At 73.4% G+C, this 12,548-nt stretch carries 10 protein-coding genes and 1 pseudogene; 10 read left to right on the top strand and 1 reads right to left on the bottom strand.

What is annotated here, in order from left to right; translation table 11 throughout:
- Nucleotides 1–58 precede the first annotated feature (58 nt).
- The 9 genes and pseudogenes from ACR68M_RS34395 to ACR68M_RS34355 all read left to right on the top strand — a co-directional run.
- A pseudogene (locus ACR68M_RS34395) lies at nucleotides 59–775 on the top strand (putative Ig domain-containing protein); the annotation flags it as partial.
- A gap of 247 nt (nucleotides 776–1,022) precedes the next feature.
- Entirely contained in the window at nucleotides 1,023–2,180 is a 1,158-nt protein-coding gene (locus tag ACR68M_RS34390) for a hypothetical protein (RefSeq protein WP_441248090.1), read from the top strand.
- A gap of 43 nt (nucleotides 2,181–2,223) precedes the next feature.
- Complete coding sequence (locus ACR68M_RS34385; RefSeq protein WP_441248089.1) at nucleotides 2,224–2,577, top strand: cupin domain-containing protein; 354 nt, start codon at nucleotides 2,224–2,226, stop codon at nucleotides 2,575–2,577.
- Nucleotides 2,578–2,648: 71 nt separating this feature from the next.
- Nucleotides 2,649–4,304 (top strand): methionine--tRNA ligase, encoded by a 1,656-nt coding sequence (locus ACR68M_RS34380; RefSeq protein ID WP_441248088.1) that lies wholly within the window; start codon nucleotides 2,649–2,651, stop codon nucleotides 4,302–4,304.
- Between the two features lies 1 nt (nucleotide 4,305).
- Entirely contained in the window at nucleotides 4,306–5,502 is a 1,197-nt protein-coding gene (locus tag ACR68M_RS34375; protein ID WP_441248087.1) for an NAD(P)/FAD-dependent oxidoreductase, read from the top strand.
- Entirely contained in the window at nucleotides 5,499–6,797 is a 1,299-nt protein-coding gene (locus tag ACR68M_RS34370) for a DUF4178 domain-containing protein (protein WP_441248086.1), read from the top strand. The genes ACR68M_RS34375 and ACR68M_RS34370 overlap by 4 nt, the downstream gene beginning before the upstream one ends.
- 43 nt (nucleotides 6,798–6,840) lie before the next feature.
- On the top strand, nucleotides 6,841–7,848 hold the full coding sequence (locus ACR68M_RS34365; protein ID WP_441248085.1) for an SIS domain-containing protein: 1,008 nt from the start codon (nucleotides 6,841–6,843) through the stop codon (nucleotides 7,846–7,848).
- A 56-nt stretch (nucleotides 7,849–7,904) separates the two neighbouring features.
- The gene (locus ACR68M_RS34360; protein WP_441248084.1) at nucleotides 7,905–8,831 is read left to right on the top strand and encodes a DMT family transporter; all 927 of its coding nucleotides are present in this window, start codon (nucleotides 7,905–7,907) and stop codon (nucleotides 8,829–8,831) included.
- 136 nt (nucleotides 8,832–8,967) lie between these two features.
- On the top strand, nucleotides 8,968–10,182 hold the full coding sequence (locus tag ACR68M_RS34355) for an FAD-dependent oxidoreductase (RefSeq protein WP_441248083.1): 1,215 nt from the start codon (nucleotides 8,968–8,970) through the stop codon (nucleotides 10,180–10,182).
- A 6-nt stretch (nucleotides 10,183–10,188) separates the two neighbouring features.
- Here the strand turns inward: ACR68M_RS34355 and ACR68M_RS34350 are convergent, their stop codons facing one another.
- Nucleotides 10,189–11,124: an NADP-dependent oxidoreductase gene (locus ACR68M_RS34350; protein ID WP_441248082.1), complete on the bottom strand. Its 936-nt coding sequence runs from the start codon at nucleotides 11,122–11,124 to the stop codon at nucleotides 10,189–10,191.
- A 192-nt stretch (nucleotides 11,125–11,316) separates the two neighbouring features.
- Between ACR68M_RS34350 and ACR68M_RS34345 the strand changes: the two genes are divergently transcribed.
- Nucleotides 11,317–12,540, top strand: coding sequence for an FUSC family protein (locus tag ACR68M_RS34345; RefSeq protein WP_441248081.1), 1,224 nt, complete (start codon nucleotides 11,317–11,319; stop codon nucleotides 12,538–12,540).
- Nucleotides 12,541–12,548 lie beyond the last annotated feature (8 nt).

Raw genomic sequence — 12,548 nt, 5'->3', positions numbered from 1 at the left:
CCACGCCATCGACCTCAACGTCAGCGGCTGCCTGCTCACCAAGCCGGCCGGCAGCGGCACGGTCTCGGTGACCAACCCCGGTAACCAGACCACCGCCCTGAACGGCGCCGCGAGCCTCCAGCTCTCGGCGACCGGCGGCACCGCTCCGCTGACCTTCTCGGCCACCGGCCTGCCGACCGGCCTGTCGATCAGCAGCAGCGGCAAGATCACCGGCACCGCCACCGCCGCGGGCAGCTACAACGTCACGGTCACTGCCAAGGACGCCGCCAACAAGACCGGCTCCACCAGCTTCACCTGGACCGTCACCGGTGGCGGCGGCAGCTGCACCCCGGCCCAACTCCTCGGCAACGCGGGCTTCGAGACCGGCACCGCCGCCCCGTGGACCACCACCTCCGGCGTGGTCGACAACAGCGCCTCGCAGGCCGCCCACTCGGGCTCCTGGAAGGCGTGGATGAACGGCTACGGCTCCGCGCACACCGACTCCATCTCGCAGACCGTCACCATCCCGGCCGGCTGCAAGGCGACACTGAGCTTCTGGCTGCACATCGACACCGCCGAGACCGGTACCACGGCCTACGACAAGCTGACCGTCACCGCCAACGGCACCAGCGTGGCGTCGTACTCGAACGTCAACGCGGCCACCGGCTACGCGCAGAAGTCGGTCGACCTGTCCGCCTACGCGGGCCAGAGCGTCACGATCAAGTTCAACGGTGTCGAGGACTCCTCGCTCCAGACCAGCTTCGTGATCGACGACACCGCGGTGCAGACCAGCTGAACGAGCTGAACAGCTGAAGCGGCCCCGGGGTCTCACCGCCATCACGGCGGCGAGACCTCGGGGCCGCTGCTTTCGGCGGGAGATTCCGTACTTGTCGGACTCCGCCCGGTCTCTGGCGGACTGTCAGTTGCACTGTGGCAGATTCAAGATCACGTTCTTTCCAGGGTGAACCCTGGCCCTAAACGATCAGTCGCACACATAATGAGTCGGCAGTCGGCAGCACGCTCTTTCGTATCGGGGGAACGCAATGAGGCGACCGGCCCATGACACAACCAGTGCCTGTCAGGAGTCCTTCGCCGGGCTGCTGGAGGCACTTCCGCAGCAGCCGCCGGGCACCGGACACGGCGTGGACATCGACGCGGCCAACGAGGTACTCCTGGACGGCACCGCGTCGGCGCAACAGAAGCGGGAGGCGCTGCTCGGGTGGCTCCGGCGCTCCCAGCCCTGCCTGTTCGGGCGGCTCGCGGCGCGGGCCGAGCAGGGGGCGGCAGTCTCGAAGGGCCTGAGTTTCGAGCTCTGCTGGATCGACGACGGCGATCTCGACCATGGTCCGGCCCACATCACGGCCAAGGTGCAGGCGGCCAGGCGCGCCTGGAAGCAGCGCGCCGCCACGGGCGAGAGCAGCGCGTTCCTGATCGTCTTCAACAGTGCGCGGATCGCGCACGCCGTGCCCGGCCCCGAGCTGGCCGACCTGTGCCTCGCGCTCGCCGACACCTACCTGGTCGAGCATGCGCCCGTGGCCTACGACACCGTGTACACGGAGGCCGTACCGCTGCAACTCCGCGACGGCAGCAGCGTCCTGTTCAAGGCCAGCACCCAACTCTTCTACACAGGCGCCCACCTGCACCGCAACCACGACCGCCGCATCCCGGGCGGCCTGGTGATCTCGGTGAACGCCCCCGGGCACTACGCACACTCCCTGGTCGAGCGCGGCCTGGTGCCCGATCTGGACGCCGCCATCGCGTTCGTCCGCGACAACGCCCTGCTCACCATCGGCAACGGCGGCATCGGGCACCCCGACCGGCTGAGCAGCAGCTGGCACAACCCGCTGCCCGCCGACGCGACTTGCCCACGCGAGGCCGACTCCATCCGGGAGACCACGGTCGCGCGGGAGGCTGCAGTCGCGCGGCAGGCTGCGGTCGACCCGGACACCTTCTCGGCCGTCTACCAGATCGACGTGCTGGTGCAGAAGGAACTCGTCACCGACCCGGGCGAGCGCCACGGCGAGCATCTGGCGGAGGAGGTCTGGCCGTCGCTTCGCCTGGACTACATCACCACCGACGAGTTCCCGGTGGACGACCCGGACTTCGGCTGGTCCAACGGCCGCCCGGTCGACGACGGCGCGCGGTTCGACAACCCCTGGGAGCCGGTGGTCGCCGCCAACACTCCCGACTTCAACTACTGATCCCTCAGCCGTCCCTGCCCGTCCACGAGAGGACGCGAGCCGCATGATCGTCCGAGATCTGAGCGACAGCCAACTGACCGACGAGTACGGCATCCGCTACCAGCAGGTGTACCCCTTCGGCGGCGACCACCTCGCCGACTGGGGCGTCGGGCGGGCGGTCGTCGCGCCCGGCGGCGAGACCGAGCCGCACGAGCACCACGAGGAGCACGAGGTCTTCATCATCCTCCAGGGCTCCGGAGTGATGGTGATCGGCAGCGAGGAGCGCGCGGTCGCCGCCCAGTCGGCGGTGCTCATCCCGAACGGGGAGCGGCACCAGCTGCGCAACGCCAGCGCGACCGAGCAGCTGGTGTTCATGTCCGTGTACTGGCCGCCCACGATGGGCCGGATCGACCTCTGAGTCTCCCCGCCGAAAACCCGCCAGCAGCCGCCAACAGCCGCCCCCACCCGGAGACCCGGAGACCCGCACCCATGCCCACCCGCACCCTCGTCACCGCCGCACCGCCGACGCCCAACGGCGACCTGCACCTCGGGCACCTGTCCGGCCCGTACTCGGGGGCGGACATGTACACCCGCGCCCAGCGCCTGCGCGGGGCCCCGGCGCTCTACCTGACCGGCTCCGACGTCCACCAGAGCTATGTGCCGCTCAAGGCCCGCGCCCTGGGTCGTGATCCGCTCCAACTTGCCGACCAGTACGCCGACGTGGTGGCCGCGATCTTCGCGGCGGCCTCGTTCGACGCGGACACCTACGTACGCCCGCAGCACTCGAAGCTGCACACCGAAGCGGTGCAGGAGTTCGTGGCGGCCCTGCACCGGGCCGGCCGGATCGTGCCGCGCACCGAGGAGTGCCTGTACTGCGAGGCGTGCGAGCGCTACCTCTTCGAGGGCCACGTGACCGGCGCGTGCCCGCGCTGCGCGGCGGAGAGCGACGGCAACTCCTGCGAGGAGTGCGCCTGGCCGAACGTCTGCACCGACCTGGTCGACCCGGTGTGCAACGGCTGCGGCGCGGCGCCGGGGCGCCGCAGCTTCGAGCGGCTGGTCTTCCCGCTCGCCGAGTACGCCGAGCGGCTGCGCGGCTTCCACGGCTCGGTGTCGATGAGCCCGCAACTCGAGTCGCTCTGCGCTGAACTGACTGCATGTCAGTTGCCGGACATACCCGTGACGCACCCGACCGACTGGGGCATCCCCGTCCCGGTGGCGGGCTTCGAGGACCAGCGGGTCTACGTCTGGGCGGAGATGGTCCCGGGCTACTTCGTCGAGCTGATGGAGGCTCTGCAGGCCCGCGGCGAGGACCCGGCCGGATGGCGTGGGGCCTGGAACGACTCCGAGATCGTCCAGTTCTTCGGGTTCGACAACGGGTACTTCCACACCGTGCTCTTCCCCGCGCTGATGATGGCGTACGACCCTGAACTGCGTCTTCCTGACGCCTTCCTGACGAACGAGTTCTTCCAGCTGGACGACTCGAAGTTCTCCAAGAGCCGGGGCCACGCGATCTGGGCGGACGCGCTGCTCGCCCACGTGCCCGCGAGCGTGGTGCGGTACGCACTTGCGCACGACCGCCCCGAGACCGCCCGGACCTCCTTCACCTGGGACCGGTTGCGCAGCCTGGCGGACGGCGAGCTGGCCGGCACCTGGCAGGGCTGGCTGGACGGCCTCTTCGGCCGGATCGGCACCGTCGGCGGGGGCCAGGTGCCCGCCGTAGTCGACCCCGGGCCTGCCCAACTGCGGTTCGCGGCCGCACTCGACGCGCTCGCCGCGGACTGCCTGGCCGCGTACGAGGCCGCCGCCTTCTCCCCGCAGCGGGCCGTCCGCTGCCTCAACGAGCTGGTCCGGCTGGCGAGTGCGTTCGCGGGCGGGCAGGCCCGTCTCTGCGCCGACCGGCCCGATTCCGTCCGGGCCCGTACCGCCGTGGCACTGGAGGCGAGGGCGGCGACGCTGCTCGCCGCCCTCGCCTACCCGGTGATGCCGGACTTCGGCCGGCAGCTCTGGTCGGCCCTGGGCCTGCCCGGTACCCCGGGGTGGGAGAGCGCGAGCGCGGCCCGCGACGGCCGACCGGTCGTGCCGGGCGGGCACGTCTTCTTCGCCCCGCTCCCGGAGGACGTGGACGTCCGCGTCATGGGTGCGTGACGTGTCCGAGCCGGTGAGGCACGGGCGGCGGGCGCTGGTGGTGGGCGCAGGTGTCTTCGGCCTGTCCGTCGCCCGCGAGTTGGCCGGCCGGGGCTGGCGGGTCACCGTGGTCGACCGGCACCCGCCGGGCACCGTCGGCCCGTCCACGGCCGAGTCCCGGATCCTGCGCTGCGCCCACGGCGAGGACGAGTGGTACGCCCGGTCGACGGCCGAAGCCCTGGCCGGGTGGCAGGAGTTGGCGGCCGAGCTGCGGCAGGAGCTGTTCGTGGAGAGCGGGGTGCTGCACTTCGCCGACGCGGCGGACCCGGACGGCCAGGCCTGGGCGCGGGCCGGGATGGCCGTGCTGGCCCGGCTGGGCGTGCCGACCGAGTGCATCCCGGGCGGGGAGCTGGCGGCAAGGTTCCCCGGCTTCGCCGGAACCGGCCTGGCCTTCGCCGTCCACGAGCCCCGGGCCGGGGTCCTGCTGGCCCGCCGGGCCGTCCTGGCCCTGGCCGAGTCGGCCCGGCGTCGCGGCGTCCGCATCCGGCAGGGCGAGGCCCGGCCGGGCGGGGCTGCGGGCGAGGCAGGCCGGGGCAGCGTGCTCGTGGACGGCGGGACGGCGGAGGCGGATCTCGTCGTCTGGGCGGTGGGGGCCGCGCTTCCGGGCCTCTTCCCCGGGCTGACCGGGGTGGTGGCGGAGCAGCAGACCAGCTACTTCCTGACCGTCCCGGCCGCCGTCGCGCCATCCTCCGGGACGGCGGCGCCCGCCTGGATCGACCTCAGCCGGGAGGTCTACGGCGTGCCTGCCGTCGGTTCGGCGGGGGTGAAGGTCGTCCTGGACGAGGCGGTGGCCCCGGACGCCGCCGCGCGGCCCGAGCTGCCCGACCGCCTCCGGGCGTACCTGCGCGAGCGGCTGCCCGGCCTCGCCGACGCCCCGGTCTCGCACCGGGAGGAGTGCACGTACGCCTGGTCGCCGGACGGGCACTTCCTGCTGGACCGCCTCCCCGGCAGCAGCGGGGCGTGGCTGGTGGGCGGCGACTCGGGTCACGGGTTCAAGCACGGCCCGGCCTGGGGCCGTTACGTCTGCGACGTGCTGGAGGGCCGGGCCGAGGTGGAGCCCCGGTTCGCGCTCACCGCGAAGGCGCCCCGCGTGTCGGCGGCCGCACCGATCGCCCCGAACGAGAGAGTTCCGAACGAGATGACCGAGGAGTACCGATGACGACGACCGAGGACGCGGGCCCCGGTGCCTGGTCGCGCGCGTGCGCGGCGTTCATGGAGCAGGTGCGGGTCGGCGCGACCGTGCGGCTCCGGGAGGAGTCCTGGACGGTGGTGGGCCGTGTGCTGGCCACCGATCACGAGGAGACCTGGGCCGAGTGCCTGCTGCGCAGCGGCGCCGCCGAGGCGTGGCTCGCGGTGGAGACTCGGACGGGGGTGCCGGTGCTGTCGCTCTGGCGCCGGGGCCCGGCCGCCGAGATGGGGTTCGACCCGGTAACGGAGCGGCTGGGCGGCGCAGCGCTGCGCCAGACGGGGCAGGGCCGGGCGGACTACGTGATCGAGGGCGACTGCGACGTCCTGGGCGAGGAGCTGCCGTCGTCCGGCGAGCTCACCTACCGCGAGTACGTCGACGAGGAGTCGGGCGGCCGGGTGGCCGCGACCGCGTTCGGTCCGGCGGGAGTCCTGCTCGTCGGCTGCGGCAGCGGGCTCCGGGCTGACGAGTTCCAGCCGGAGGGCGGCGACGACTGGTGGTCGGAGTTCTTCGGCGCCATCTACACCGACTCCGACATCGAGTACCAGGACCCGGTGCTGACGGAGGCGATGGTCGCGTGCGTCGGCAGGCTCGTCCCCGTGGGCGGGCACCCCCGGCTGCTGGATCTGGCCTGCGGCACCGGCCGCCACGCCGTGCCGCTGGCTGCCGCCGGCTACCGCGTCACGGGCGCAGACCTGTCCGCCGACTATCTTCGGCAGGCCGGGGCGCGCGCGGCTGCGGCGGGCCGGGCGGTGGATCTCGTCCGCACCGACATGCGTGATCTGAGCGTCTTCCCGGACGGGTCGTTCGACGCCGTGACCAACCTCCACACCAGCTTCGGCTTCTTCCACGACGCGGCCGACGACCAGCGGGTGCTGGACGAGGTGCGGCGGGTGCTCGCGCCGGGCGGGCGGCTGCTGATCGACGTGATCAACCGTGACGCCTTCCTCCGCCAGACCAGCGAGGTCTTCGGCGTGCCGGAGGACCAGTTCACGATCCGCACCTTCGACACCTCCACCGGGCGGACCTTCCTGCACGAGGAGGTCTTCGACCCGCTGACCAGCCGCATCCGGTGGACCGTCACCGAGCCCGGCCCCGGCGGCCGTAGCTCGACCGCCGACTACCGGGTGTTCAGCGCCCACGAGTTGCTCGCCATGGTGCGGGCGGCGGGCCTGGTGGTGGAGTCCGTCCACGGGGACTACGAGCTCTCCCCCTTCACCGTCCACTCCCCCAGCATCGTCTGCCTGGCCTCCGCGCCGACCGGCTGATCCCGTCCCTCCCACTTCCCGTACCTGTTCAAGGAGACCCACCATGTCGACGACCAGCTCCACCGCCCTGCTCCGGATGATCCAGCAGCAGGCCGACGCCCTGGACCGGGCCGCCGAGCTCGACCTGTCCGAGCAGGCCGCCACTCTGGCCTCGGCCGGCCGGGTGCTCGTCCTCGGCACCGGCACCAGCCAGCACGCCGCCGAGCTGGGCGCGGCGATGCTCGAACAGGCAGGGCTGGACGCCCGTCCCGTCTCGGCCGTGCAGTGGTCCCGCTGGGGTGCCGCGCCGCGTCCGGGTGACGCGCTCGTGGTGATCACCCACACCGCCGAGACCGCCTACGCCGTCCGCTCCCGTGCCGCCGCGCAGCAGGCGGGCATCCCGTTCGTGTCGATCACGGGCCAGGGTCGGGGCTGGCCGGAGGCGATCGAGACCGTCGCGCCGGAGGAGTCGGAGACGTACACCGTCAGCTACACCGCCGCGTTGGGTGTGCTGGCGAACCTCGCCCACCGGCTCGGCTGGGCCGAGGGCGGCCCGGCGGAGCTGCGGCGTGCCGCGGAGCAGGTCCGGGAGGTGTGTGCGGGCTCCGAGGCCGAGCACGTCCCGGTCCCGGCGCGCAGCCTGGCGATCATCGGCTGCGGGCCCTGGGGCGTCACCGCCCGGGAGGGTGCGCTCAAGATCCGCGAGGGTGCCCGGATGCTCGCCGAGGGCTTCGACTCCGACCGCTTCCTGCACGGTTCGGCCGTGCCGTACACCGCCGCCGACGGCCTGATCGTGCTGGAGCCCGATGCGGACGTGGACGGCCTCACCGCCGCGCTGGCCGCTGCCGCCGTCGAGGAGGGCATCCCGACTGTCACGCTCCGCGCCCCGGAGTCGGACGACGCCCCCGCTCTGCACCCGCTGCTCGCCCAACTCCCCATGACCGTCCGCCTCCAGCTGCTGGCCGAGCGCTACGCCCGCCTGCGCGGCCAGGACCCGGACGTCGCCATCGTCGGCGCCTGGGGCGAGAGCAAGCTGTGGCGGATCGGCACCCCCGCCGAGCTCCTCGGCTGAGCCCCCGCCGTCGCGCCCGCCCCACCCCAGCCGCTCGCCCTACCAGGAGATCCACCGTGAAGATATCGGTCCACCAGGTCTCGCTGGTGCTGGCGGCGCTGTGCTGGGGCGGCTCCGCGACGTTCACCAAGTTCGCCCTCGACGGGCTGCCGCCGATGCTGCTGCTGACGGCCCAACTCGGCGCCGCCGTAGCCGTCCTGTGGACGGCCCTGCTCGTACGGGGCTTCCGGCGCACGCCCGTCACCGCGCGGCTCGTCCTGCTGGGGCTCTTCGAACCGGGCCTGGCCTACGCCTTCTTCACCTTCGGCCTGGCTCGGACGACGGCGGCCAACGCCTCGCTGCTCACCGGCCTGGAGTCCTTCTTCGCCATCGCGATGGCCTGCGTCTTCCTGCGCGAACGGCTCACCGCGCGTGGGTCGTTCGCCCTCCTGCTCGCCCTGGCCGGGGTGGCGACCCTGGAGGGCGCGGGCACCGGCCTCGCCCTGCACCTGGGCGACGTGCTCGTCCTGGTGGGCGTCCTGTGTGCGGCCTCGTACGTCGTCTACGCCTCCCGCGTCGCCGACGAGGTGGACGCGCTCACCATGACGACGTACCAGTTCACCTTCGGCCTGCTCTTCACCGCGCCGGTCGCGCTGGCCTGCTGGCTCAGCGGGGCGGAGCGCCTCCCGAGCCAGGTCTCGGCCGCCTCCTGGGGCGCGGCGCTGCTCTCCGGCGTCGTCGGGTACGCCCTGAGCTTCCTGCTCTACAACTTCGCCATCAGGTCCGTACCGGCCACCACCGCGTCGGCGGCCCTCAACCTCATCCCGGTCTTCGGCCTCGCCTGCGCGGTCGGCCTGCTCGGCGAGCGCCTGACCGTGCCTCAGGGTCTCGGCGCCGCCCTGATCATCGGCTCGGTCCTCCTCTTCCCCGCCGAACAGGCCGACCCGGCCAAACAGGCAGACCCAGCCGACCCGGTGGATGCGCTGGAGACCGTCGCCGACTGAGCACCCGTGGGCCGGGTCGGCGGGTTTTCGGCCAGGTACGGCCGTCCGGTCCGGGGTGCGGCCGGGCCGGGGCTACGGTGGGTGGGACATCGTCAGCCCCGGGTCGCGGCGCGGGGCCGGAGCCGGAGGGGCCGAGTTGGCTGAGATCATGGTCATCGGCGCGGGGATCGCCGGGGCGGCGGCGGCGCTCGGGCTGCACAAGGCGGGTTTCGACGTCACCGTCCACGAGGCGCACCCGGACGGCGGCGAGGACATCGGCGCCTTCCTCACGCTGGCGAGCAACGGCATGCGGGCGCTTGCGCAGTTGGACGCCGCCTCGGCGGTCGCCAGGCACGGTTTCGCCCTCACCACCATGAACGTGCTGGACGAGGCAGGGCAGGAGCTGGCCGCCCTGCCGCTCGGGGAGGGCGACCACCCGCTGACCAGCTACCGGTGTCTGCGGCGGGCCGCGCTCGGTGCGGCGCTGCGGCACGAGGTGCGCCGCCGTGGGATCGCCGTCCGGCACGGCGCGCGGCTCACCGGGCTCGCGGAGGGCGCGGACGGCGTCACCGCGACGTTCGCGGACGGGAGCTCGGCGACGGCCGGTCTGCTGGTGGGCGCCGACGGGCTGCACTCGGCGGTGCGTTCCCAGCTCACCCCGGCCGCTCCGGGCCCGGAGTACGCGGGCCAGCGCGTCTTCTACGGCTACACCGACGACGCGGAGGCGCCGCCGGACAGCCGCAGTGACCGGATCACGATGGTCCGGGGCAGCGGCGCCGCCTTCGGGTACGCGTTCTCCCCGGCCGGGGAGGCGTACTGGTTCGCCCGGGTGGCCGGCCCGCCGGTGACGGCTGCGGAGGCCGACGCCACCGGCCCGGCCGGGTGGCGAGAGCAGCTGCTGCGGGTGCTGCGGCCCGACGCCACGCCCGCCGCCGACATCGTCGCGGCGACGACGGACCAGCTGATGGTGACCAACGCCCGCCAGCTGCGTCCCGGCGGCCACTGGCGGGGGCGCCGCACCGTCCTGCTGGGGGACGCCGCGCACGCCGCCTCCCCCGCGACCGGTCAGGGTGCGTCGATGGCGCTGGAGGACGCGGTGGTGCTCGCCAAGGCGCTGCGCGAGGCGGCGGACACGCCGGAGGCCCGAGACGCCGCGCTGGAGCTGTACGAGCAGCTGCGCCGCCCCCGGGTGGAGCAGAACATCGCGGTGAGTGCCCAGCTCACCGCGAGCCGGTCGGCCGGCGCTGCTGCCGGCGGCGCGAGCGAGCCGTCGCCACCACGCGACTCCGCCCGCCCGGCTCAGCACGTCGACGAGGAGCTGCTCCGGCTCCTGGACTGGGACAGCCCCCTGCCTGCTCCGGACCGGCCCTGAGGCCGCTCACGGCACGGTGACGACGATCTTGCCCCGGGTGTGCTTGCCCGCGAAGTCGGCGACCGCCGTCACCGCGTCGACGAGCGGGTAGACCGCCCCGACCTCGATCTGGAGGAGCCCCTCGGCGGCCCGCGCGGCGAGGCCCGCGAGGTCGCCGGGCTCTGCGGTGAAGGTCCCGATGTAGACGCCCTTGACCTCCCGGCCGAGGTCGTCCGGGCCGAAGAGCGGGCTGACGAGCCGTCCGCCGGGGCGGGCTGCGCGCGCGGTGGCCGCCAGGCCGTCGCCCCGGTTGATCAGGTCGACCACGACGTCCACCCCGCCGGGGACCAGCCGCAGGGTCTCCTCCACCACGTCCCCGGCGCGGTAGTCGACCGTCCCGGCGGCGCCGAGCTCGCGGACGTACTGGGCGTCCGCCTCGGTGGCGGTGGCGATCACCTGCGCGCCGAGCGAGGAGGCGAGCTGGACGGCGTACAGGCCGATGCCACCGGTCGCCCCGACCACCAGCACGCTCTCGCCCGGCGCCACGCCGACGGTCCGCAGCAGGCAGACGGCCGTCAGGCCGGACTCGGGGATGGCGGCGGCCTGGACGGCGGAGAGACCGGCGGGCCGCTTGGCCAGCAGCGGGCCGGGCGTGGCCAGGGTGTATTCGGCGACGGCTCCGGCCTGGCCCGTGAAGGCGACCACCACGTCACCGAGCGCGTAGTCGGTGACCTGATCGCCCACCTGCGCGACCGTCCCGGCGACGTCCATGCCGACCACCAGCGGGTGCTGGACGGGGAACGCCTCCTTCATCGCCCCCGTGATCAGCGCCAGGTCGAGGGGGTTCAGCGCAGCCGCCGCGACCTTCACCAGCACCTCGCCCGGCCCAGGGACGGGTGTGGGGTGGTCCGTGACGGCAAGCTGGTCGAGCGGTCCGTAATCGGTGGCCACGAGCGCCTTCATCTGCGAACTCCAGTCGGCTAGGGGTTGCCCGGCACGGCACGCCGTACCGCCTCGCGCCGCCGTCACCTTTCTACGCCGCCCCCACCGGCCCCGCATGCCGCCGGGCCGCCTGGGTCAGCCGGAGTACCGCCAGGCAGCCGGTTGTGCGCGGTAGTGAGGGTGTCGCGGCGCCGGAGCGGGAAGGAGAAGGGAATGCCAGGTGCACAGGACACGGTGGTCGAGGGGCTCCGGCGGTGGCTGAGGGAGCCCGTCGTCGTGCAGACGTTCCGCGCGACGGTCGCGGCGACCCTCGCGTACGCCGTCGCCGTGCACCTGAGCAGCGAACCGGCGCCGCTGACCGCGCCGCTCACGGCCCTGCTGGTCGTGCAGGTGACGCTCTACTCCACGCTGACCACCAGCGTCCGCCGGGTGAACTCGGTGGTGGTCGGGGTGCTGATCGCCATCGGCTTCAGCTCGGTGGTGGGGCTCTCCTGGTGGAGTCTGGGCCTGATCATCCTGGCCTCGCTGACCGTCGGGCACTTCGTGCGGGTCGACGAGTTCGTCAACGAGGTCGCGATCAGCGCGATGCTGGTGCTCGGGGTGACGCGGCTCGCGTCGCAGGCCTGGGACCGGGTGCTGGAGACGCTGATCGGGGCGGGCGTCGGTCTGCTCTTCAACTTCCTCTTCGCGCCCCCGGTGTGGGTCGACACGGCGGGCGGGTCGATCGAGGACCTCGCCCGGCGGGCTCGCCACCTGCTGCTGCGGATCTCGGACGAGCTGGGCGGCCCCACACCGGTCTCCAGCGCCGCCGCCCGGCTGCACGAGGCGCGCCGCCTCGACCACGCGATCGCCGACGTCGACGCCGCGCTGCGGCAGGCGGAGGACAGCCTGCGCCTCAACCCGCGCATCAAGGAGGGCCGGCTCTCCCGGCTGGTGCTGCGGACGGGGCTGGACACGCTGGAGATCTGCGTCGTCGTCGTACGCGTGCTGGCCCGCTCGCTCACCGACCTCGCCAAGCAGCGCGGCCCGGAGGAGCAGCTCTTCCCACCCCAGGTGGCACTGGCCCTGGAGGAGCTGCTCGCGCACATCGGCGGGGCGCTGGTCAGCTTCGCCGTGCTGGTGACGACGCAGGTGAGCCGGAGCGCCGAGGAGGCGGAGGCTCGGCTGACCGCCGAGCTCTCCGCCGCCTGGGTCAGCCGGGAGAACGTGGCCCAGATGCTGCTGCGGGAGGTGCAGCAGCATCCGCACGCCTGGCAGCTGTACGGCTCCCTGCTCGCCGAGATCGACCGCATCCTGGACGAGCTGAACCTCGAACACCGCTCCCGGCGCCTGATGGAGGAGCTGGACCGGGCCTCGGCCGCGCGGCGGGAGCGGTTCACCTGGCTCGGCCGGCTCAGGCGCCTCGCCCGTGGCGAGCGCCTGCGCCGCCGCCGCTGAGCCACCTG

Source organism: Kitasatospora sp. McL0602, from assembly GCF_052076145.1.
Lineage (GTDB): Bacteria > Actinomycetota > Actinomycetes > Streptomycetales > Streptomycetaceae > Kitasatospora.
Note: the sequence above shows the minus strand (reverse complement) of the source record. Positions and strands in the feature narration are given on the sequence as shown.

Bases quoted from the DNA above. Each gene is read 5' to 3' on its own strand.
- ACR68M_RS34365 (WP_441248085.1), top strand. From the start codon at position 6,841: ATGTCGACGACCAGCTCCACCGCCCTGCTCCGGATGATCCAGCAGCAG.
- ACR68M_RS34345 (WP_441248081.1), top strand. From the start codon at position 11,317: ATGCCAGGTGCACAGGACACGGTGGTCGAGGGGCTCCGGCGGTGGCTG.
- ACR68M_RS34370 (WP_441248086.1), top strand. From the start codon at position 5,499: ATGACGACGACCGAGGACGCGGGCCCCGGTGCCTGGTCGCGCGCGTGC.
- ACR68M_RS34385 (WP_441248089.1), top strand. From the start codon at position 2,224: ATGATCGTCCGAGATCTGAGCGACAGCCAACTGACCGACGAGTACGGC.
- ACR68M_RS34390 (WP_441248090.1), top strand. From the start codon at position 1,023: ATGAGGCGACCGGCCCATGACACAACCAGTGCCTGTCAGGAGTCCTTC.
- ACR68M_RS34350 (WP_441248082.1), bottom strand. From the start codon at position 11,124: ATGAAGGCGCTCGTGGCCACCGATTACGGACCGCTCGACCAGCTTGCC.
- ACR68M_RS34380 (WP_441248088.1), top strand. From the start codon at position 2,649: ATGCCCACCCGCACCCTCGTCACCGCCGCACCGCCGACGCCCAACGGC.